Below are 21229 nucleotides of genomic sequence, written 5' to 3'. Positions count from 1 at the left end.
GCTACATTCTGCCCGCATCGGCCGTTGGGCGATCCATTTCGACGCCATCCGAACCGGCCAGCTCCGCTTCCAGTCGCGCAGTCTCGAGGCGCTCGGCCTCAAGCCTGTCCGCCTCTTCGCCACCCACAGCCTCGCCGCGCGCCACCATGCCGGCGGTGTCTGAGAGCGGGATCTGCTTCAATGTGATGGCCAGGATCAATGCGATAGCGATGAACGGCACCAGGTACCAGAAGACGGGCGCCAGCGAGTTGGCATAGGCGTTGACGATCGCATCACGCAACTGTTCGGGCATCTGCGCCAAGGCCTGGGGATCCAGAGTGCTGGTGGACTGTGAAGCCTGCTCGGCAGAGGCTCCGGCACCTGTGAACGCCTCGGTAAGTGACTCGGCCAAGCGGTTGGTGAAGATTGCTCCAAAGACGGCGACACCCAGTGATGCCCCTACCTCACGGAAGTAGTTGTTGGTGCTGGTAGCCGTACCAATCTGGTCAGCGGGCACGGAGTTCTGCACTACCAGGACGATGACCTGCATGATCAGTCCCAAGCCCGCGCCGAAGATGAAGAGCTGCACGCAGATGACCCAGATGGGGGTGGCCGCCGTGAGCGTGGTCAGCCACAGCATCGCAGCGATGGTGAGCGCTGCACCCAGGATGGGGTACATCTTGTACTTGCCGGTCTTGGAAATGCGGATACCGGAGTAGATGGACGTACCCATCAGGCCCACCATCATGGGCAGCATCAGCAGGCCGGATTCAGCTGCGGAAGTCCCGGAGGACATCTGCAGGAACGTGGGAACGAAGGCAATGGCAGCGAACATGCCGAGGCCCAACGTGAAGCCGATGGCCGTTGCGTTGATGAAGATGGGGTTCCTGAACAGGCTCAGCGGAATGATGGGGTCCTCGGCGCGACGTTCAACGATCACGAAGGCAAAGGCCGCCAGGACCATCCCGGCGCCAAACGCCCACGTAAGGGGTGAATCCCAGCCTTCGTCCTTCTTGCCACCAAAGTCGGTGAAGAAGATGAGGCACGTGGTGGCAGCGGAGAGGAACAGGACACCAAGGATGTCGATCTTCTTCTCTGCCTTCTTGTTGGGCAGCGTCAGGGTGAACCAGGCAGTGATGAACGCAGCGATGCCAATGGGGATGTTGATGTAGAAAGCCCATTCCCAGGTGAGGTGGTCCACGAAGAACCCACCCAGCAGAGGTCCGGCCACGGCGGAAAGGCCGAAGATGGCGCCCAGCGGGCCCATGTATTTGCCTCGCTCTTTGGCGGGAACGATGTCAGCGATGATGGCCTGCGAGAGGATCATGAGGCCGCCGCCGCCGAGGCCCTGGATGGCGCGGAAGATCACGAAGCCCCAGAAGTCCGTAGCAAACGCGCAGCCCACGGACGCGAGCGTAAACAGGGCGATGGCCACGAGGAACAGGTTGCGACGCCCCAGGATGTCACCGAATTTGCCGTAAATGGGCATCACGATGGTGGTGGCGAGGAGATATGCCGTGGTGATCCACGCCTGGTGCTCCACTCCGCCCAGCTTGCCCACGATGGTAGGCATGGCAGTGGAGACGATGGTCTGGTCGAGGCTGGACAGGAGCATGCCTGCGATCAGCGCCGAGAAGATGATCCAGATGCGCTTCTGGGTCAGCAGCAAGGGCTCTGCTGCCTTCGAGAGTGTACTCATGCGGGGTCCTTCGAGGTTTCAAGGGGGTTGGGGCCCAGTTGGCGGTTCGTAGCCAGCGGCTGGGCAAAGAGTTTCCGTGCGGCGGTGAGGTTCTGTTCGAGGATCCCGCGGTAGGGGCTCGTATTGTCCTCCGAGAAGAACTGCTGTGCTGTCTTCTTTGAGACTGCCCCGAACACCACCGTTGCCGTTATGACTTCGGGGTGCCCGGGGTCCAGCCCTTCACGGGCGGCCACCAGCGCGGCGAATTGTCGTTCGCGGGCCTCCCCCTCGAGGGTGAGCCGTGCCAGAAGTTGTGGTTCAGCCGTAATGGCAGCGATGAACTGTTGGACCTCGGTACGACTGATGGACGAACGCTCCATCAGGGTCACGGTGAGCACGTGCAGGGCTGCCAGGAGAGTCCCGGAGATGCTGTCCGGCGTGCGGGAAGGGTTCTGGTTGAATGCCTCCAAGGCCTCTTCAGGCAACTCATCCGAGAACGAACCGATCACGGCGTCTTCCTTGGAATGGAAGTAGTTGAAGAAAGTCCGGCGCGAAATCCCCGCCTCTTCGCAGACTTCCTCAACTGTGAAGCCGCCCAGGCCTTGCGCCGCGGTCATGGAACGGGCGACGGCGGTGATCGCCGTCCGCGTGGCAGCCCGCTTGCGCTCGCGGAGGCCACCATCAGTATTTGCACTATTGCTCACATAGTAAAGTTTTGCACTCTTAATAGAAAAGTGCAAAAAATTCCCCCTGGTTCTTGGACAGCTGGTGACCTTAAGAAGGGTCCCAAGGGCGTCTACCGGACAAACTTCCGGGTACGACGACGGCCGGTACCTTTCGTGCGAAAGGTACCGGCCGTCGTCGTGCTTTGAGTTTTAGTTCTTGTGAGCCGGGGAGGTCATGGTAGTGACGTCCAGGGCCTTGTCGAGCTCTGCCTCGCTGACCTTGCCTTCGCCCTCGCCGACGAAGCCAAGCTTCTCGGTGGCCTGGCGGATGGTCAGGCCCTCCTTGACGGCGATTTTGGCGATCTTGGCCGCGTTCTCGTAACCGATGAACTTGTTCAGCGGGGTGACGATGGACGGTGAAGCCTCGGCAAGGAAGCGTGCGCGCTCAACGTTGGCGGTGATGCCGTCGATCATCTTGTCGGCCATGACGCGGCTGGTGTTGGACAGCAGGCGGATGGACTCAAGGAGGTTGGCAGCCATGACGGGGATGCCCACGTTGAGTTCGAAGGCGCCGTTGGTTCCAGACCATGCGATTGCGGTGTCGTTGCCGATGACCTGGGCGCAGACCATGATGGACGCTTCGCAGATGACCGGGTTGACCTTGCCCGGCATAATCGAGGAGCCCGGCTGAAGATCCGGGATGGCGATTTCGCCGAGGCCCGTGTTGGGGCCGGATCCCATCCAGCGGAGGTCGTTGTTGATCTTCATGAAGGAGATCGCGATGTTGCGCAGCTGGCTGGAACCTTCGATGAGGCCGTCGCGGTTAGCTTGGGCCTCGAAGTGGTCGCGTGCCTCGGTCAGCGGCAGGCCGGTGTCGGCGGCGAGCAGTTCGATGACGCGCTCCGGGAAGCCGGCCGGGGTGTTGATGCCGGTACCAACAGCGGTGCCACCCAGGGGAACTTCGGCAACGCGGGGGAGTGCTGCGTTGATGCGCTCGATGCCGTACCGGACCTGCGCAGCGTACCCGCCGAACTCCTGGCCGAGCATTACCGGCGTGGCGTCCATGAGGTGGGTACGGCCGGACTTGACGACGTCCTTGAACTCCACGGCCTTGCGGTCGAGGGAAGCGGCCAGGTACTCGAGCGCCGGGATCAGGTCATTGATCAGGGCCGAGGTGGCTGCCACGTGCACGGACGTCGGGAAGACATCGTTGGAGGACTGTGACGCGTTCACATGGTCGTTCGGGTGGACAACTTTGTCACTCCCGGCGGCCGCGAGGGCACGCGATGCGAGCTCGGCGATGACCTCGTTGGTGTTCATGTTGGAGGAAGTGCCCGAGCCGGTCTGGAAAACGTCAATCGGGAAGTCGCCGTCGTACTTACCGGTCGCCACCTCATCGGCAGCTGCGGCGATAGCCTCGGCGAGCTCACCATCGAGCACCCCCAGTTCGGCATTCGCAAGGGCAGCGGCCTTCTTGACGCGGGCAAGAGCCTCGATGTGGGTGCGCTCAAGCGTCTTGCCGGAGATCGGGAAGTTCTCCACAGCACGCTGCGTCTGGGCGCGGTACAGGGCGTTCACGGGGACGCGAACTTCGCCCATCGTGTCATGTTCAATACGGAACTCAGTGGTGGAAGTCATGGGGCTAGCTTAGGGCGATTGGACGCTTCACAGAAAACCCGGAGAGGAGTGCTACGTGCTCCGGCGCTGGGGCCGGAGCACGTCTTCCTAGAGCTTGCCGATCCCGGAAACGAGGGCCGCACGGCCTTCGTCGAGCTTGTACGACAGACCGATGACGGCAACGCGGCCGTCGTCGATGGCGTCGGAAATCACACGGGAGCTGTCAGCCAGGCGAGCCGCAGTTTGCTTGACGTGTTCCACCACCATGTCGTTGACGTCCTCCTGGCTATTGCGCTTGGCCGTCAGGACTGACGGGGTGATGCGCTCCACGAGGTCGCGGATGAAGCCCGGAGGCATCTCGCCCGTTTCGACGGCTGCCTTGGTGGCCTTGACAGCTCCACAGCTGTCATGGCCAAGAATGACGATCAGCGGAACCCGGAGTTCGCTGATGCTGTACTCGAGGGAGCCCAGGACTGCGTCATCAATGACCTGGCCGGCAGTGCGCACCACGAAGGCGTCACCGAGACCCAAGTCAAAGATGATTTCTGCAGCGAGCCGTGAATCCGAGCATCCGAAGATCACGGCAAAGGGGTTCTGGTTTTCGATGAGTGAAGATCGTCGCGAAGCGTCCTGGTTGGGGTGCAGGGATTCGCCGGAAACAAAACGTTCGTTGCCCTCGCGGAGACGGCGCCACGCCAGGGCTGGAGTCAGGTATGTAGGCACGAGCCTTACTTTACGACGCGGACGTGGCAGTCCGTAAAACTGTTGCGCCCGGTTAGGAGGAGAGCCGGGCTAGGAGGACGGCTGCGCGGAAGCAGTCGCAGTAGCCGGTGCGCTTGCAATTGGCGCCTGCTCTGCAGATTTCACGACGGCGGCAGCCAACGTTGCGAACTCATCCAGGTTTGCGGTGCCACTCAGGATAAGCGTGGTACCGCGGTACTCGAGGACCATGCTTCGCTTTTCTTTGCCTGAGTCCCGGAGCTCCCATTCCTGGCCGCCCGCGTTGCGCGTGCCGGTGACGGGAAGGTTCTCCGTCTGCTGCAAGACCCACGTGGGGTTCGCCTGGTTGGTCTGGGTGAGGCCAATGAAATTTTCCTTGGGAGTCAGGAAACCGACCTCCCAAGTAGGGACGCCGCTTCCGGTGCCGGACTCCCAGCGGGCGTAGTTGGGCTTGAATGTGTCGCCCGTATCCGGGGTAACCGGTGTGAATCCCGCCACACCTGTGGCATTGCGGGCGATGGCCGCCACGTCAACATCAGGTCTGAAACCCTCGCCCTTGGGAGCGGGGTTCATCAAAACGATGGGGAGGAAAGCCAGTACGCAGACAAGCAGCGCAATGACCATGCCGATGACCGAAGCGTTGGCCCGCTTGGCAGCTTTCGCCGCAATGACGGGTTTATAGGGGGCATCCGGGACTGCCTGGGCATCGTTTTGGTTAGCCGCTGCAGCATTAGGTGGGTTCTCTGCTGTTGGCTTGTCCTGCGTTTCACTCACCTGTCCATGATCCCTTATCCCGGCAGGGAACACACAACCGGAACCTCACCACCGGTATTGCGGGCGGTGGTCATCCAACGACTCCCGGACTACGCGGCGACTATGATCGTTGGTAGAGGAACCCCGGGTTGCTCCGTGCAACCATGTCCGGTCCCGTGAATCGTCACTCGAAGAAGAGGTTCAAGTGTCTCCTGCACCAATGACCCAGCAGTATTCCACGATTTCGCCGTCGCTCGCCGTCGGCCTCGACGAACCCGACCGCAACCTTGCGCTTGAACTCGTCCGTGTCACCGAAGCCGCGGCAATTGCCGGTGGCCACTGGGTAGGTTTCGGCGACAAAAACAAGGCAGACGGTGCTGCCGTCGATGCCATGCGTTCGTTCCTTCACACCGTCCACTTCAACGGCGTCGTGGTCATCGGTGAAGGCGAAAAAGATGAAGCCCCCATGCTGTTCAACGGCGAGCAGGTTGGTGACGGCACCGGTCCCGAGTGCGACGTCGCCGTGGACCCCATCGATGGAACGCGCCTGACTGCCCTGGGCATCAACAACGCCCTCGCAGTGTTGGCAGTTGCTGAGCGCGGATCCATGTTCGACCCCTCCGCTGTGTTCTACATGGAGAAGCTCGTTACCGGCCCCGAAGCCGCGGACATGGTGGACCTGCGCCTCCCCGTCAAGCAGAACCTGCACCTCATCGCCAAAGCCAAGGGCGTCAAGGTCAACCAGCTCAACGTCATGATCCTGGACCGCGACCGCCACCGCCCCCTCGTGGAAGAAATCCGCGAAGCCGGTGCCCGCACCAAGTTCATCATGGACGGCGACGTCGCCGGCGCCATCGCCGCAGCACGCTCCGGCACCGGCGTTGACGCCCTCATGGGCATCGGCGGTACCCCGGAAGGCATCGTTGCAGCCTGTGCCATCAAGTCGCTCGGCGGTGTTATCCAGGGCCGCCTGTGGCCGACCTCGGACGAAGAGAAGCAGAAGGCCATCGACGCCGGGCACGACCTCGACCGCGTCCTCTCCACCAACGACCTCGTCACCTCGGACAACTGCTACTTCGCAGCAACCGGCATCACGGACGGCGACCTCCTCCACGGCGTGCGCTACCAGAAGGATCGCGTCATGACGCAGTCCATCGTGATGCGCTCCAAGTCCGGGACGGTCCGCTTCGTAGAGGCTGAGCACCACGCATCCAAGTGGGAGACGTACGCGCGCAAGCCGTAAGTCTCCCCGGCGCAACGCGGCTTTGGCCGCAAAGAGCGCCCCATCGCTCTGCGGCTATCTCCTCGTACCTCGTCGATTTGATGCCGCTGACGCGATAGGGCGCTCTTTGCTGTCTGGATTCCGTTGGTGCCGCGGCTTCCGGCTTCGCGCTGTTTTGGAGTGGGCAGGGCGGGGGGTGTGCCGTCACCACCTACTTTGACTTGGGAACCCTGCCGACACGCCGTGACCTGCGGCGTGGCGCGGAGTAGCCCGCCTCAAAGTGGGCAGGGCGGTACGGGTTCCTTGTGTTGACTCGGTGAGCGGGTCTAGCGGAGTTTGTCGCGGAGCTTCCGTGCCAGTTGGTAGGCGCCGTAGCGGAGCTTGTTGACCGGGAGGTCCCATGTGCCGGGGTAGGAGACTTCGCGGCCTCCGAATGACTTTTTGAACGCGGTGAAGCCCGCCCATTTGTGGTCCGGCTGGTCTTCCGGTGCCACTCCCCAGAGGTCCACGTGTTTGAGGCCCTTTTCCTTGGCGTCGGCCATCAGGGTTACCAAGAGGGGGATGCCCGCGCTGAGTTTGCGATGGGTGTCGTCCAAGGCCGCGTGGGCGTACACACGAGTGTCAGCGGAGTCATAGGCGAAAGCAGCGGCGATGGGTTCGCCCTCAAGCTCCGCGATAAACAGCGTTCCAGCGCCGTTGGGCAGCAGGGACGCAGCTACTTGGGTGAGGTACTCGTCGCTTTGGGGCTTGAAGCCGTTCCGGGCTGCTGTCAGGTGGAGGAAATGCAGGAGCACCGAGATATCGGCGGGATCCTGGGAGGCGCGGAATGTCACGCCCTTCTTGTGGATGTTCCGGTAGAGGTTCCTGTTGGTCGGTTTCATGCCAGCAAGGACGTCTTTGAAATCCCCCTCAAGATCCACGATCCAGCTGAGCTCCGGCTGCTGGTTGACCGGCGCCGGCCGCAAGCCGCGGGCGCGAAGGAGAGCATCGGCGTCGGACGCTGTAAACCCTGCGGCAGCGGGCTCCATCCGCACGAACACCGCACGCTCCGCCTTGGCTAGATCCACCAGGGCTGCGGTGGCGGCGTCGAAAGCTTCCACGGACTCCGCGACGGGGCCGTAGGGTGCATAAATGACCTTGCCGGCCGGGTTTTTCTCCTCGACGGCGAGGAAACTCCAGCCCGGACCGGACTGCTCATGGACACGGCGTCCCAGGGAACGCTGGACAGCCGCCCATGCGGGCGTTTGCAGGAAAAACTCCATAAATCAGTTCCCCAGCCCGGTGGTCACCGCGAAGGCAATGCTGGTGTCCGTGGCGCCCTGCACGGGGTGGACGTTCACGGGGGCCTCGATGTCGGGGATGAACGCGGCGGCGCCCCGCTGCAGCCGGAGGTCGCTCTTGGGGGAATCGAGCATCACCGAACCTGACACCACCACGACGACGGCGGGTCCGGTCTGCGCCAGCGGTACCGGCTCGGCGCCAGGGCCAAGCTCAATGCGCTGCAGTTGGAATTCCTTGAAAGGCGGGCGATACAGTTCCTGCCCGAATTCGGTCCCGCTCGCCTCGACGCGGGGCACGCCGAGTGCTTCGAAACGCACGGTCTTCAGCAGCTCCGGAACGTCCACGTGCTTGGGCGTCAGCCCGCCGCGGAGAACATTGTCCGAGGACGCCATGACCTCCACGCCCAATCCGTGGAGGTAGGCGTGGACGTTGCCGGCCGGCAGGTAAACTACGTCGCCGGGCTCCAGGGACAGGTGGTTGAGAAGAAGCGAAATGAGGACGCCCGGATCACCGGGGAAAGCCTCGTTGATGTCCAGCATTGCGGTCAAGGCTTCGCGGTGCGGCTCCAGCGGTGCGCCGGCGGCCAGGACAGCGACTACCTCGTTGATTGCGTCGGAGACGTCGGTGCCACCCTGGATGAGTCGGCTGAATGCGGACTTCAGGGCCGCAGGCTCATCGGGCTGTCCGAGATCTGAGATGACGCCGTTGATGACGTCCGGCATATCGACTGCTGCAGAATCAAGGACGTGTGCCAGGTGCTCAAAGATGACCTTGGACGAAGCAGGTGAACGGAAACCACACAGTGCCTTGAACGGAGTGAGGGCAAAGATCATCTCCGGCTTGTGGTTGTCATCCCGGTAGTTGCGGTCTGCTGCATCGGCGGGAATGCCGGCCGCGTTCTCCCTTGCGAATCCCTCCCGAGCTTGGTCAAGGCTGGGGTGCACCTGCAAGGACAGCGGCTGCTCTGCGGCCAGGAGCTTGGTGAGGAACGGCAGCCGTGGGCCGAATTCGGCGACGCTTTCCCGGCCCAGGCAGCGGAGGGGATCCGAGGCGATCAACGCGTCCAAGGGCTGGGTGACCCCGTTGGGGTGGACGGCTGTGGAGGGGGAGTCCGGGTGGGCTCCGATCCACATTTCGGCTTCGGGACCACCTGATGCCGGCCGACCAAGCAAGCCGGCGATCGCCGTCGTCGAACCCCACGCGTAGGGTCGCAAAACATTCTCAATCTGGTACACGAAAGAAAGTCCTTATCGTTGCGCTGAACGTGCGGTGGGCGGAGGCGGCTTACAGCGGTGCGCACTGTCCGTTGGTGGCCACGAGGTCACGGATGCCTTGCTCATCGCCTTGGGCCTTGAGGCCATTCAACAATTCGATGGTGATCGGGGTGCCGTCCGGTGTGGTGGTCACCGGTGTGAAATCGGCCGACGGCGACGGCAGCTGACCCGCGGTAACAGACCCGGCAACCGGACCAGCGGCCATGATGGCTCCGCCAGCGGCTCCATCATAGGAAACGACGGCGTCACTCGCCTTGGGGGAGTTGGACGAAGCCAGCACTTCCTGGACCTTGGAATGGATCAGGTCAAAGTCAGGCACCGTGGAGAAGGACGCGTCAAAGTCCGGGGGGCCGATAGTAAGGCGCTTGACAGGCTGGTTCTTGGACTTCAGGGCGAGGTCCACAAAGCTGCCCAGCTGGTTCGAAGAAATGTTGGAGTCAACCACCTTGGTGCCGGCGTTGGCGATGTCCTCGAACTTGGTGAGAAGCGTGGCAGGGTCCAACTGCTTGAGCATGGCCTGCTGGACGCACTGCTGTCGAGCGATGCGGGCGTAGTCATCCACGAATTCGCGGGAACGTCCGTACCAAAGGGCCTGGAAGCCATTCAAATGCTGGTCGCCGGCCGGGATCCAGCCATCAGGCATGCCGTGAATTCCGTTGGCCTCGTCAGTGACGGGACCACTGATGGGTACCCAGCCACCGGCTTTGATACGGATGCCGCCCATGGCATCGATGAGCTTGGCGAAACCGTCCATGTCCACCAGGACGTACGCTTGGACGGTGATGCCCAGAGTGCCTGACACCGCTTCGAGAGTGGCCTGCGCTCCGGGATCCGCAACCCCGGGATAGAGATCCTGGTGGTTGTTGGTGACCTCGGTGTTGACAGCGTTGATGAGGCATTCGTCGCCGCAGTTGTAGCCATCGGGGTAGATCTCGCGCATGGGCGAGCCCTCGCTGAACTGCGCGTTCTGAAGGTTGCGGGGGACGGAGATGATGGCGCTCTCGCCCGTTTTGGCGTCGACGCTGATGACCGAGAGGCTGTCCGGGCGGCGGCCGGTCCTGTCGTCTCCGGCGTCGCCACCCATCATGAGGAAGTTGTAGCGCCCGTCCACCGGATCAATGGCGGGACCGGCATTGAAGATACTGCCGATCGCATTGCGGCTCACGTTCAGGACGTAGGCGAGGTACCCCAGCGATCCGCTGGCAAGGACAGTGGTTATCGCCAGGACAACGGCGATGATGGGCCGCATTCCCGGTGCCAGGAGTGCGGGCCTGATGATCCTCAGGGTATTGAGGAACAGGAAGGCCCAGCCCAAGGCCAACGCCACGAGGATCACGATGATGAACAACGATCCCACGGGGTGGGTGACAATGCTGAGCAGCATCGTCCGGTTCACCAAGGCTATGAACAGCGTGAGCAAGGCAAGAGCCCACACAGTGATGGTGACCCGCAAAGCGATGCGGCCAAGTTTGCGGTCCCCGGCAACGATTTGGGCGCTACCGGGAACGAAAAGAGTGAGGAGGACCAGCACGAAGGCGCGTTTGGTCCGCACCGGAGCGCTTGCGCCGGACGGATAGCGGACGGGATCAGTCAGGGCGGAACCGGGCTGACTCGGGGGCTTGTGCATGGTTATCAACCGCTGCCTTCCTAGCGGGAGCTCCGGGCGGAAGCATTGGCAGGGGAGAAGACCTCTTCCACTTTGTGGCGGAGGTTTTCACCCTTCTTGGTGGCGACGTCGTTCAGTTCCTGGGCGAAGGTGAGGAGGTCTGCTCGGAGCTTCGAAGCGAGTTCGTCGGTTCCCGAAGCCAACATGCGAACGGCAAGGAGCCCCGCGTTGCGGGCGCCTGCGATGGACACGGTGGCCACGGGAACGCCGGCAGGCATCTGCACGATGGACAGCAAGGAGTCCATGCCGTCCAACGTTTTGAGGGGGACAGGGACGCCGATGACGGGAAGGGGCGTGACGGAAGCCAGCATGCCGGGAAGGTGCGCTGCCCCGCCCGCTCCGGCAATGATGACGCGCAATCCGCGTTCGTGGGCCGTTTGGCCGTACCGGATCATCTCAGTAGGCATGCGGTGGGCTGAAACGACATCTGCCTCAAAGGGGATGCCGAACTCGGCCAGGGCGTCCGCAGCGGCCTCCATGACCGGCCAATCGGAATCCGAGCCCATCACAAGCCCAACGAGCGGGGTTGTTGCTTTTGACGTCATGCGGTCTCCTCAAAGGTGGTCTGCTCCGGCTTGCGGCCGTCACGGATGATGTTGGCCACGGTGGTAGCGCGCCGGCGTACGGAGTCGACGTCGGAAACCGAACTGCCAACGAGGTTTACGTGGCCGATCTTGCGGCCCGGGCGGACGGACTTGCCGTAGGAGTGCACCTTTGCGGCGGGCTCGAAGGCCAAGGCCATGGGGAAGGCCCTAAAGAGATCCTGGTTGTCGCCGCCCAGGAAGTTCTTCATGACCACCACCGGGGCCAAGGCATCGGTAGCCCCCAATGGAAGGTCCAGGACGGCGCGCAGGTGCTGCTCGAACTGGCTGGTGATGGAACCGTCCTGCGTCCAGTGACCGGTGTTGTGCGGGCGCATGGCAAGTTCATTGATGAGGAAGCCTGCTCCCACTCCCGGAGTTTCGAACAGCTCGGCAGCCATGACCCCGGTGACGCCGAGTTCATTGGCAATGCGCAGTGCAGCCTCTTCAGCGGCAGCGGCCACTTCAACTGAAATGTTCTGTGCGGGTGCGATCACTTCGTCGCAAACACCATCAACCTGGATGGTGTGGACGACCGGCCATGCACGGGATTCGCCACTGGGACTGCGTGCCACAAGGGCCGAGAGTTCCCGGCTGAAATCAACCTTGGCTTCGGCCAGCAGGGGACTCATGGCCTGGAACCAGTCGGCAGTTTCCAAAGCGTCGTCCGCGGAGTCAACCATCCTGACACCCTTGCCGTCATAGCCACCGCGGGGCGTCTTCAGAACGACGGGCCAGCCGATCCTGTCGCCAAAAGCCACCAGGTCTTCAACGGTGTTGACCGCTGACCACTCCGGGTTTGGCAGGCCCAGGCGATCGATCGCAGCCCGCATCACCAGCTTGTCCTGGGCGTTAACCAAGGCATCAGGGCCGGGTTGGACGTTGACGCCGGCATCCAAGAGGGCTTGCAGGTGTTCGGTGGGGACGTGTTCGTGATCAAAGGTCAGGACGTCCAGGCCCTTGGAGAACTCAAGCAGAGCGTCCAAGTCCTTGTAGTCGCCAATGGGCGCAGTGGCCACTGCAGCCACGGCAGAAACGTCCTCACCCTCGGCCAAAACACGGAGTTCGAAGCCCAAGGCGGTTGCGGGCGGAGCCATCATTCGTGCGAGCTGGCCGCCGCCAACAACGCCAATTACTGGAAAAGTCACAATGTTCAGCCTACCGAACCGGCAGCAGGATCACTGATTCTGCCGCCCATTCGAAGCCTTTTAGTCCGCTGGCCGGGGGTTATATTGTCGTTCTCACAGCTTGCTCCCGGGCAGCGCTTGGAAATCGGCGCTAAAATGGTTGAGGCCCACCGGCCCATTTTTCAACGGCCATGGAGGGTCATGATCACCACACTTGCAGATCGCATCCGCGGACTTGCCTCACTTTTTTGGCGCGAGGTGGCCAAATTTGGCGCCGTCGGCGGTGTCGCCTTTGTCATTGACTCGGCTGTTTTTATTTGGCTCTTTTCGGGCCCGATGCATGGCAGCGAGGTCTGGGCGAAGGCTCTCGCGACGATCGTGGCAAGTGTGTTCTCGTGGGTGGCCAACCGATTCTGGACGTTCCGCCACCGCAAGCAAGCCAATGTGGTTCGTGAAGCAGTGCTGTTTGGCGTGATGAACGTCATCGGGCTCCTGATTGCCTCCGGATGCGTGTGGTTCGCCAAATACATCCTGGAGCTCAATGACAAGCCGTCGTTGTTCATCGCCGGCAGTGTAGTCGGCCTCGTCCTGGGCACCATCTTCCGCTTCTTCGCCTACCGATTCTGGGTTTTCAACGAAGAGCTGGATGCCGAACCGGAGTTCTCACACGACCACGAGCTTCTGGACCTGCACCACAAACCGAAGACGGGCTCCGAGCCCGGTGCCTCCACGGCAACCGGCGAGCTCCCATCCGTCAAGAAGCTCTGACGCGGGGAAAGTCAGGAACGGCTGACGCGCTCATTCTCCAGCAGGTGCTCTGTCACTTCGAGTTCCGGGTGCACGAGTACTACGGAGCCGTCTTCTTTCCACGCGCCCAAAGAAGCTGCTAGGCATGACTCCAGGCCGTCGGAAGCGCGTACCAGCAGGCGGACGCCGGGCTCCTGTGCCGCGGCGAACCTCTCGATGAGCGACTCATGGGGGAGCCCTGAGTCGCCGCGCACGGCGGGCAATGTCGCCTCTGGTTCGTTATGTGCCATGAAGACGTCGCCGTGGGAACGGACTTCGGCAGCATAGTCCACGACGCCGGACGGCAGGTCGCCCGGCCAGCGCATGGCAAGTGCAGCGAGCGGCACGGCCACCACTGCATCGAAGCCGGCCCCGGCGCCGTCGTCGGGCTTGTCCGTCGCCAGCAGATCCGCCGAGGTGTCGTTGAAGACCACCTCCATTCCCAGTTGCCACGCGGCCAGAGCCCAGACGAAGGATTTCCAGTGTGCCGGTAGATCAAGCCTGATTGACATCCCGGGCTCGGCATCCAGTTCGTCCTGCAACAGATTGCTGGTTTTGGCTACCCAGTTATCCAGGACCCGACCTGATAGCTCCACCCGTTCGGAGTCGGGTCCGTACCAGGTGAGTCGTGGTGACGTTGAATGACCGGATCGCAGGGCGGTCATCAGGTTCGCTGCCGGGATGCTCATGCGTCAATCTTGCCACGGTGGTCCCGGGACATCCCCGGGGCCCTGCGCCTTGATTGTGAAATGCGACACACTCGATTTGTCCAGTCGTTGGGTCCGGGGCGCCCCCAGGGTCAATTTCCGCGGAAATTCAGTGAAAGTTCACCTGAACCGATCCAAGGCTTCCATTTCTCGCAGCGACATGGGGGCGGCGCGGCTGAAATGTTGGGCGTGGCGCATCCCACGTTTCCCCAGATTCTTGATTATTATCCCGGCGCGGCTTGACTGGTGGGTAGTTACACGCGTGTAATTAGTAATCAACGCCGCTGCACAGAGACCCGGAACTTCGCCGGGAATCGGAAACACATCCAAGCAGCAGCTGCAAAATCAGGAGGGACGCCATGGGGCAAGCGTTGCGTATCCAGGAAGATGCAGTCGTCGCAGAACATGCGTCGGTGAAATACCGTTCGCGGGAAGTACCGGGGGATTGGTACGTAGACCCGGCGGATCCGGAAGCGGCAGACCGATACAACCAGAATGTGCAGGAGTCTTTGGAGGACCAGGCAACTGCCCTCCTGGCTGCACATGAGGCATTGATCGGTGACCTGCCCGCAGGGCCGGATGAAGACATGGATGACCCTCCCATGGAGCTGCGTCGCCCGCTTGAAACGCCGGGGCAGCCCGTGTGGATCGGCCTGCCCCAGGGAGACTTCGATGACGAGGGCGAACTCGGCTGGCAGACAGACGCGCTGTGCGCACAGACAGATCCTGAAGCCTTCTTCCCTGAAAAGGGTGGATCAACGAGGGACGCCAAGAAGGTCTGCGGAGCGTGCAATGTCCGCTCGCAGTGCTTGGAATATGCTCTCGCCAATGATGAGCGGTTCGGTATTTGGGGCGGGCTCTCCGAGCGGGAACGTCGTCGGCTAAGGAAGCGAGCGGTCTAATTCTCAAGGAAGTGCATGTTACCGCCGTCGTGGTTTCCCACGACGGCGGCAACTATCTACCCAGGACATTGGCGGCATTGTCGGACCAGACGCGTTCGGCAGATGCCGCCATTGGCATTGATACAGGTTCCACGGATAACTCGCTGGATCTGCTCCGCGAGGCTTTCGGCCAGGACAATGTCACGTCGTTTCAGCATGCAAAGTCAGGATTCGGTGCAGCTGTCCGCGCGGGCCTGCAGGAGCTCGCCCCAGACGGGGCCCCAGACGGGGCCGGACAGGAAAGCAGCGCCGGAAAGACCCAATCCGTGCAATGGATCTGGCTCTTACACGACGATGCCGCGCCCGCGCCTGATGCGTTAGCGGAGCTCCTCCATGCCGTTGAACGCGCCCCCTCGGTGACCGTGGCGGGCTGCAAGCAGCTCGGCTGGGACAACAAGCGGCACCTGGTGGATGTGGGACTCTCGACGAGCCGCTGGGCTGAACGCCTGACGCTGATCGACGCCGACGAAGTGGACCAAGGGCAATACGATGCCCGCACAGACACTTTCGCCGTGAACTCCGCAGGCATGTTGATCCGCCGCGACGTCTGGGAACTGTTGCAAGGTTTTGATCCGGCACTGCCCGGAAGCGGCGATGACGTCGACTTCTGCTGGCGCAACTGGCTTGCAGGCAATCGCGTGGTGGTAGTCCCCAGTGCCCGCATGTTCCATGTGGAGCACCGTCCGCATGGCCTTGGCACGTCTTCCGCGGCACGTAAAGCGCAGATCCATATGCGGCTTAAGCACACGCCCTGGTGGAATGTGCCGTTCCAGGCCGTGGGCGCCTTGTTCGGCGCGATCATCCGACTGGTGCTGAGCATCCTGGTCAAAGAACCGGGCTATGGCCTCTCCCAATTCACCGCCACCATCGCCGCCCTCGTCCGGCCCGTGGCCGTAGCCAGGGGCCGCCGCGTTGCGGCCGGTACGCGCCGGGTACACAGGTCCGTGGTCCGTGGCCTGCAGACGCCAACACGGGAGGTGCGCGCCCACAGGCGTTCGCTTTTGGAAGCAATCCGCCCCGCCGACGAAACCCCGGCGGTCTCTGATCTCCTGGCGCCGGAACCGAGCGGGGATGCGGCGGATGACTTCGCCGCACTGGCAACCAATGAACGCGGCTGGGTGGGCACTGGTGCCGTCGCAGCTGCACTGGTGGCCCTTGCCGCAGCACTCGTGGGACTGCTGGGGCTTCTCCGTTCAGGCACCGTTGCCGGTGGTGGGCTCGTGCCTCTTTCGGCGTCACCGGGCGACATTTGGGCCAATGCGTCCACCTGGTGGATCTCGTTGGGCGCGGGCCTTCCCGGACACGGCGATCCGTTCGGCTATGTGCTGTGGCTGCTCTCCCTCTTCGGAAGCGGGGACGGCAATGCCGCGATGGTGTGGCTGCTGATCCTTGCCATGCCATTGTCCGCCTTGGGCGCATGGTTCGCGGCGGGCGCACTGACTACCAAACGCCGCTTCCGGATTGCAGCCGCCCTGGCGTGGTCCAGTGCTCCCGCACTCCTGATCGCGATCAACGAGGGCCGTGTCGGCGCCCTGGTGGCACACGTCATGATGCCGCTGCTGCTCCTCGCGCTGTTACGTGCCACGGGATCGGCTGTCGCCCAGAGGCCCGCGTTGTCCGGGAAACAACTCAGCCGCCGTCCGGCCCTGATAGTCGGCAAGCCCGGCATCAACGGAACACCATCGTGGACGGCTGCAGCGGCTGCAGGTCTTGCAATGGCCGTAGTCACTGCCTCCGCGCCGTCGTTGTTGGGGCCCATCGCCGTTGCGGTGATCCTGGCCGCGGTGGTCCTCGGTCAGCGGGGAAAAACACTGTGGTGGTCGCTCCTGCCAACTGTCGCCTTGTTCCTGCCGTACGGAATATCCGTGCTGGACAGGCCGCGCTCGTTGCTGGCCGATCCCGGATTGCCGCTGACGTTTGAGGCTGCGCCGCTGTGGCAGCAGCTTCTCGGCCAGCCGCTGGCCTTTGACATCGACGGCGGCTTGACCGGTGTGGCGATCTTTGGTCCTGGCGCCGTTCCTTGGGCCCTGCTGTTGGCCCTGCTGGTCATCGCACCAGTCCTGATCCTGGCTATTGCCTCCTTGTTCCTGCCCGGCAAACGCGCTGCGCTGGCCCGGGTGTTCTGGCTGGTTGCTTTGGCCACCCTTGCGAGCGGTTGGCTGGTGGGCCATGTGGCCACAGGGGTCAACAACAACGTGATTGTTGGGCCTTTCACCGGCCCGGCCGTATCCGCCGCGGGTGTATTGCTCCTCGGGGCTGCCATTCTCGGTGCCGAGAAGATTTTCGCTCCACCGCGACGGACGCCGAAGGCTTCCCCGCGTCACTTCCCCCTCCGGCGCGCTGCCTCGGCGGTGGCGATGGTGCTTCTGGTTGCAGGCCCTCTTGCAGGCATGGCTACCTGGGCTGTTCAGAACGTCCTCCAGCCCACACCGACGGCCGTAGCTATTGCGGCACCCAACGCTGCCGAACAGGCGTCGTCCCTTGGCGCTTCCCGCCTGATACGGCCGGTGGACGCGGGCACGCTGCCTGCCACCGCCGTCGACCGTGGCCAGGGGCCGGAGCGGACCCGAACGCTGGTCATCACCAGCGGGGAGCAGGGCGCTTACTCCTCTTCGCTGATGCGGGGAGCCGGGACCACGTTGGACAGCCTGTCCACCATTGCCTCAGCACGAACCATCATTGGCGCACCGGGACGCGAGGAAATCGCAGCCGATGACGCTGCCACCACGTCCCTCCGCCGGGCCGTGGCCACCATCGTGGCGGGCACGGGCGTGGACCCCCGCGCCGACCTTGAACAACTTGGCGCCGGTTTCGTGGTCCTCAAGGCAGCAGACAACGCGGCCCAGTTGACGGCCAGCAGGATCGACGCCGTCCCCGGACTCGTTGCTGTTGGCCAGACCGACGCCGGTTGGCTCTGGCGCGTGACACCGCGGAATCAGCCAGCGGCTACTGCCGCGGACACTGCACACCGTGTACGCATCGTTGACTCCCAGGGCGCTTTTGTGGGAGCGCTTCCATCGGAAGAAGTGGCTGTGGACGCCGCTGTGCCGTCGGGCGACGAGGGCCGAAAGGTCGTCCTGGCCGAGCGGTCCGATCCCGGCTGGAGCGCCTGGATGGATGGCCGCCAACTGCAGGCCACAACATCCGGTTGGTCACAGGCCTTCGAGCTGCCTGCCAGCGGCGGCGACCTTGAAATCCGCTACACCAACCCTTGGGCTCTGTGGGTCGGAATCCTGCAGGCGGTGGTGATTGGATTGACGGTCCTGCTGGCCGTTCCAATGCCCGCACGCCGCAGCCGAACCGGTATGTCGAGGGATGAAGTATCCCTCCGTAAGGAGTACAGCAGTGTCTGAGGACCAAAAGAACGTGTCCGGCGAGAGCACTGGAACCCAGGAACCCCCAAAGTCCCGTGCCGGGAACGACGGAGTAGCAAGCGGTTCGGGCAAGGGGTCCGGGAGTACTGGGACCCGGAGCTCGAACAACCGGAGCTCGAACAACCGGAGTTCCAACAAGGGTGTTGTCACGGGCGTCCTATCAGCGGTGGTCATCCTTGCGGCAGGCGGAGGCGCAGTGGCCGCGACGTCGATGGTGCCTGAACCATCCGGGGGGACCACTATGGACATCCGTCAGGCCGACGTACCCGCTGGCCGTGCCTTGGGCGTCTGTCCTGAACCGGCGAGGCTTGTGAACGGGACCGTGGTGGGAACCGACGCTGACTTCAGCCCGGTGTCCACCACTGCCGCGAGTGCCCTGAACGCTGTGGTGCTGAGCAACCCAGCCGGAACGGTGCCCGGGAGCGACGTGACATCGCTGGGCGGTGACACGATGGCCGAGATCGCCAAGGCTCCTACCAGCGCACCCACGCCCACGGTAGGCCCGCCCGTACTTGCGGCCGGCGTGGCGTCCATCAGCCCGGTGGCGTCTCCCGCAGTGGTGGGCGCCGAGGCACTCGGAAACGAGCAAGCGTCCTTGGCTGCCAACCTTAGCTACTCAGCCACGGACGGCGATCTCCGGGGCCTTGCATCAACTCAATGCCAGCAGCCGGGCAACGACGCTTGGCTCTTGGGAGCCAACACGGCCGTTGGCCGAACTGCCGTCCTGAACGTGAGCAACGCCTCCGAGACCCCGGCGACGGTAAACCTTGACCTGTATGGAAAAGAAGGACAGATCCAGGCCCCCGGGGCACGCGGTCTCCTGGTGGCTCCCGGAGCCACCCGCTCGGTGAACCTGGCTGGACTCGCGCCGGGTGAATCCCAACTTGCCGTGCACGTGCGCAGCACGGGCGGCCCTGTTGCATCCACCATCCAGCAGAGTGTGTTGCGCGGACTTGCTCCCGGTGGTGTTGAGTACCTCTCGCCGGGTGCGGGGCCGTCCAACCTACAGGTGATGTCCGGCGTAGAGATACAGGACCCGGCTGGCGTCAAGGCGCTGGCAGCCAAATCGGGTTTCGCAGACGCCGTACCGGCCCTCCAGATCGCAGTGCCGGGATCCACCGACGCCGTCGTGCAAGTGAGCCTCTATGGTGCCAACGGTGAACGCAAAATTCCCAATGGGGGAGTGGTGACGGTCAAAGGCGGGACAGTGGCCACCCTCAACCTTGATGGTGTTCCTGCCGGCAGTTATACGGTCAGGGCAAGCTCGGATGTCTCGTTCCTGGCATCAGTGAGGATCACCCGCGGGGCCAAAGCCGAGGAGGCAACCGACTTTGCTTGGTCGCCGTCGTCGGCCCGTCTCGGCAGCCAGCACTTGGTGGCCGTTCCCCGCGACGGCCAGCGGTTCTTGAGTTTCGGTGTTCCCGAGGGCCGTGGCACTGTTAGCTACGCTCCCGTGACCGCTGACGGAAAAGTCGGCAAGGCCGTTGACGTGGACATGTCCGGCGGCACCACCTCGTTGATAGAGCTCCCTGCCAAGTCAGGCGACGCACTGGTAGCTGGTTACGTGGTTTCCGCCTCCGGCGACCCTGTCTACGGTGCGCTTGTCCTTGGAAAGCCCGGACGGACGGACGTTTCCGTCGTGGCTATCCAGGACGCGGCAGCGGGACTTGAGAAGGTCCCGGTCTCGGTGGGCTACTAGCCGCGCCTTGACCGCTTTAGCCGCCTGCCGTCGTCCTTAGTGATGCCAAGTTATTGGTATCGACGCCGGTAGACCGGGTCAAGCGTCTCGGGTGGCACGCCAAGCATCTCGGCGGTGTACTCCACTACGACGTCGTGGACGAGGTCCTGCAGTTCCTCGCGAGTGGATGCGCCCTGCTCAACCACTCGGCGGTAAACCGTAATCATGGGTGCCTCGCCGCGACCACCGGGCGTGTAGGAGCCCATGGGGGCAGTGTTCCCTGTGGCGACAAGCTGCTCAAGGTTGGGGGGAATTTCATCGACCGCAAAGAGGACGCCGTCGAGCTGTTTGCCCCACATATCCTGAAGCCGCTCCGCGGAGTCCAGCACCATGTCGTCGAAACGCTCTGAGCGCGTGCGGAAGCCGGGAAGATTGGGAAGCATCAGCTCTCCGCGCAGTCCCCGTCCGTGCCGGTTGCGCCGGCGTCGCCGGAAACCCCGCATTTCCGAACCGGCGTGTTCCTCGGCCTGACCGCCATCGGCGTCAGTCCACCGGATATTGAACCCGGGAACATGTGGCTGTGACTGCATATATCGACTTTAGTCCCGAGGAACCGCCAGCGCGACATCAAGGCCCGCACCGCGCCGCATCGGTTGATACTCCGTAGAGTTCGTGGGGCACAGACCACCAATGCGCGATGTGCGTGCGGAATGGCGCTAATCTGGGATGTTGTGGGTGCCATTCGTCAGTGTTCCAGATCAGCCTGCCGCCAGTCCGCGGTGGCCACTTTGACGTACGTGTACGCTGAGTCGACCGCCGTCCTCGGTCCTCTGGCCACGTACGCAGAACCGCATGCGTACGATCTTTGCTCGCAGCACGCAGAGTCCCTTACAGTTCCGCGTGGCTGGGAAGTCCTGCGCTTGGCTATGCCCACAACGCCGCAGGAGCCCGGCCCGGATGATCTTTTGGCACTAGCCAACGCGGTCCGGGAGGCTGCTTCGGCCACCACCGAAACTGCAGCCCGGCACAGCCACCCGCAAATGGAGCCGCCCGCCGGCGCCGAAGGCACCCGCCGAGGGCACTTGCGCATCCTCCGTGAACCGTCTTAGCCGCCCGCTTTAGCGGCGAGGCCGCGCTCCAGGACGCAATTCGTCGTCGGGATCAAAACAGGATCTCCCTG

Annotated in this window: 18 protein-coding genes; 6 read left to right on the top strand and 12 right to left on the bottom strand. The window is 63.1% G+C overall.

Features of this window, described 5'->3' with window-relative positions; genetic code table 11:
* Nucleotide 1: 1 nt before the first annotated feature.
* The 5 genes from AC0J5Z_RS17155 to AC0J5Z_RS17135 all read right to left on the bottom strand — a co-directional run bounded on the left by AC0J5Z_RS17155 (nt 2) and on the right by AC0J5Z_RS17135 (nt 5433).
* Complete coding sequence (locus AC0J5Z_RS17155; protein ID WP_475034583.1) at nt 2-1678, bottom strand: MDR family MFS transporter; 1677 nt, start codon at nt 1676-1678, stop codon at nt 2-4.
* Complete coding sequence (locus AC0J5Z_RS17150) at nt 1675-2361, bottom strand: TetR/AcrR family transcriptional regulator (RefSeq protein WP_475034579.1); 687 nt, start codon at nt 2359-2361, stop codon at nt 1675-1677. Before AC0J5Z_RS17150 ends, AC0J5Z_RS17155 begins: the two co-directional genes overlap by 4 nt.
* Nucleotides 2362-2532: 171 nt before the next feature.
* Nucleotides 2533-3960, bottom strand: a complete 1428-nt coding sequence (locus AC0J5Z_RS17145) for a class II fumarate hydratase (RefSeq protein WP_475034577.1) — start codon at nt 3958-3960, stop codon at nt 2533-2535.
* A gap of 87 nt (nt 3961-4047) precedes the next feature.
* Entirely contained in the window at nt 4048-4662 is a 615-nt protein-coding gene (locus AC0J5Z_RS17140) for a carbonic anhydrase (RefSeq protein WP_011774029.1), read from the bottom strand.
* Nucleotides 4663-4731: 69 nt separating this feature from the next.
* Nucleotides 4732-5433 carry a DUF4245 domain-containing protein gene (locus AC0J5Z_RS17135; RefSeq protein ID WP_475034575.1) on the bottom strand — a complete coding sequence of 234 codons (702 nt, stop codon included), beginning with the start codon at nt 5431-5433 and terminating at the stop codon, nt 4732-4734.
* A 199-nt stretch (nt 5434-5632) separates the two neighbouring features.
* Between AC0J5Z_RS17135 and glpX the strand changes: the two genes are divergently transcribed.
* On the top strand, nt 5633-6655 hold the full coding sequence (gene glpX, locus AC0J5Z_RS17130) for a class II fructose-bisphosphatase (protein ID WP_017198677.1): 1023 nt from the start codon (nt 5633-5635) through the stop codon (nt 6653-6655).
* Nucleotides 6656-6960: 305 nt separating this feature from the next.
* Here glpX and AC0J5Z_RS17125 read toward each other — a convergent pair whose 3' ends face one another.
* Genes AC0J5Z_RS17125 through AC0J5Z_RS17105 form a run of 5 tightly spaced genes read right to left on the bottom strand, consistent with a single transcriptional unit; the run spans nt 6961 to nt 12584 of the window.
* Nucleotides 6961-7896, bottom strand: a complete 936-nt coding sequence (locus AC0J5Z_RS17125; RefSeq protein WP_475034573.1) for a lipid II:glycine glycyltransferase FemX — start codon at nt 7894-7896, stop codon at nt 6961-6963.
* A 3-nt stretch (nt 7897-7899) separates the two neighbouring features.
* Nucleotides 7900-9150: a mannose-6-phosphate isomerase, class I gene (manA, locus tag AC0J5Z_RS17120; RefSeq protein WP_475034569.1), complete on the bottom strand. Its 1251-nt coding sequence runs from the start codon at nt 9148-9150 to the stop codon at nt 7900-7902.
* Nucleotides 9151-9199: 49 nt separating this feature from the next.
* Nucleotides 9200-10816 (bottom strand): LCP family protein, encoded by a 1617-nt coding sequence (locus tag AC0J5Z_RS17115; protein WP_475034567.1) that lies wholly within the window; start codon nt 10814-10816, stop codon nt 9200-9202.
* Between the two features lie 20 nt (nt 10817-10836).
* Nucleotides 10837-11400 (bottom strand): 5-(carboxyamino)imidazole ribonucleotide mutase, encoded by a 564-nt coding sequence (gene purE / locus AC0J5Z_RS17110; protein WP_475034565.1) that lies wholly within the window; start codon nt 11398-11400, stop codon nt 10837-10839.
* Complete coding sequence (locus AC0J5Z_RS17105; RefSeq protein WP_475034563.1) at nt 11397-12584, bottom strand: 5-(carboxyamino)imidazole ribonucleotide synthase; 1188 nt, start codon at nt 12582-12584, stop codon at nt 11397-11399. The genes purE and AC0J5Z_RS17105 overlap by 4 nt, the downstream gene beginning before the upstream one ends.
* Before the next feature lie 180 nt (nt 12585-12764).
* Between AC0J5Z_RS17105 and AC0J5Z_RS17100 the strand changes: the two genes are divergently transcribed.
* Entirely contained in the window at nt 12765-13331 is a 567-nt protein-coding gene (locus AC0J5Z_RS17100) for a GtrA family protein (protein WP_475034560.1), read from the top strand.
* An 11-nt stretch (nt 13332-13342) separates the two neighbouring features.
* On the opposite strand, the gene AC0J5Z_RS17095 is transcribed toward AC0J5Z_RS17100, so the two are convergent.
* Nucleotides 13343-14038, bottom strand: coding sequence for a TIGR03089 family protein (locus AC0J5Z_RS17095; protein ID WP_475034555.1), 696 nt, complete (start codon nt 14036-14038; stop codon nt 13343-13345).
* A gap of 377 nt (nt 14039-14415) precedes the next feature.
* Here AC0J5Z_RS17095 and AC0J5Z_RS17090 point away from each other — a divergent pair, with 377 nt between their 5' ends.
* The 3 genes from AC0J5Z_RS17090 to AC0J5Z_RS17080 are packed head-to-tail and all read left to right on the top strand — an operon-like array spanning nt 14416 to nt 20070.
* Complete coding sequence (locus tag AC0J5Z_RS17090; RefSeq protein ID WP_475034550.1) at nt 14416-14958, top strand: WhiB family transcriptional regulator; 543 nt, start codon at nt 14416-14418, stop codon at nt 14956-14958.
* 11 nt (nt 14959-14969) lie between these two features.
* Nucleotides 14970-18350, top strand: a complete 3381-nt coding sequence (locus tag AC0J5Z_RS17085) for a glycosyltransferase (RefSeq protein WP_475034546.1) — start codon at nt 14970-14972, stop codon at nt 18348-18350.
* Complete coding sequence (locus tag AC0J5Z_RS17080) at nt 18343-20070, top strand: DUF5719 family protein (RefSeq protein WP_475034541.1); 1728 nt, start codon at nt 18343-18345, stop codon at nt 20068-20070. The genes AC0J5Z_RS17085 and AC0J5Z_RS17080 overlap by 8 nt, the downstream gene beginning before the upstream one ends.
* A 50-nt stretch (nt 20071-20120) precedes the next feature.
* On the opposite strand, the gene AC0J5Z_RS17075 is transcribed toward AC0J5Z_RS17080, so the two are convergent.
* Nucleotides 20121-20639, bottom strand: a complete 519-nt coding sequence (locus AC0J5Z_RS17075) for a metallopeptidase family protein (RefSeq protein WP_475034537.1) — start codon at nt 20637-20639, stop codon at nt 20121-20123.
* Nucleotides 20640-20759: 120 nt separating this feature from the next.
* Between AC0J5Z_RS17075 and AC0J5Z_RS17070 the strand changes: the two genes are divergently transcribed.
* Nucleotides 20760-21158: a DUF3499 domain-containing protein gene (locus tag AC0J5Z_RS17070; protein WP_475034533.1), complete on the top strand. Its 399-nt coding sequence runs from the start codon at nt 20760-20762 to the stop codon at nt 21156-21158.
* Nucleotides 21159-21229 lie beyond the last annotated feature (71 nt).

The sequence above is a fragment of the Paenarthrobacter sp. TRD_SC_7 genome, assembly GCF_056156245.1.
The sequence above is the reverse complement of the archived record's forward strand: the minus strand, read 5'-3'. Positions and strand labels throughout refer to the sequence as shown.

Coding starts and splice junctions, on each gene's coding strand:
- AC0J5Z_RS17155 (WP_475034583.1), bottom strand. CDS start 1,678: ATGAGTACACTCTCGAAGGCAGCAGAGCCCTTGCTGCTGACCCAGAAG.
- AC0J5Z_RS17145 (WP_475034577.1), bottom strand. CDS start 3,960: ATGACTTCCACCACTGAGTTCCGTATTGAACATGACACGATGGGCGAA.
- glpX (WP_017198677.1), top strand. CDS start 5,633: ATGACCCAGCAGTATTCCACGATTTCGCCGTCGCTCGCCGTCGGCCTC.
- AC0J5Z_RS17125 (WP_475034573.1), bottom strand. CDS start 7,896: ATGGAGTTTTTCCTGCAAACGCCCGCATGGGCGGCTGTCCAGCGTTCC.
- AC0J5Z_RS17115 (WP_475034567.1), bottom strand. CDS start 10,816: ATGCACAAGCCCCCGAGTCAGCCCGGTTCCGCCCTGACTGATCCCGTC.
- purE (WP_475034565.1), bottom strand. CDS start 11,400: ATGACGTCAAAAGCAACAACCCCGCTCGTTGGGCTTGTGATGGGCTCG.
- AC0J5Z_RS17100 (WP_475034560.1), top strand. CDS start 12,765: ATGATCACCACACTTGCAGATCGCATCCGCGGACTTGCCTCACTTTTT.
- AC0J5Z_RS17095 (WP_475034555.1), bottom strand. CDS start 14,038: ATGAGCATCCCGGCAGCGAACCTGATGACCGCCCTGCGATCCGGTCAT.
- AC0J5Z_RS17090 (WP_475034550.1), top strand. CDS start 14,416: ATGGGGCAAGCGTTGCGTATCCAGGAAGATGCAGTCGTCGCAGAACAT.
- AC0J5Z_RS17075 (WP_475034537.1), bottom strand. CDS start 20,639: ATGCAGTCACAGCCACATGTTCCCGGGTTCAATATCCGGTGGACTGAC.
- AC0J5Z_RS17070 (WP_475034533.1), top strand. CDS start 20,760: ATGGCGCTAATCTGGGATGTTGTGGGTGCCATTCGTCAGTGTTCCAGA.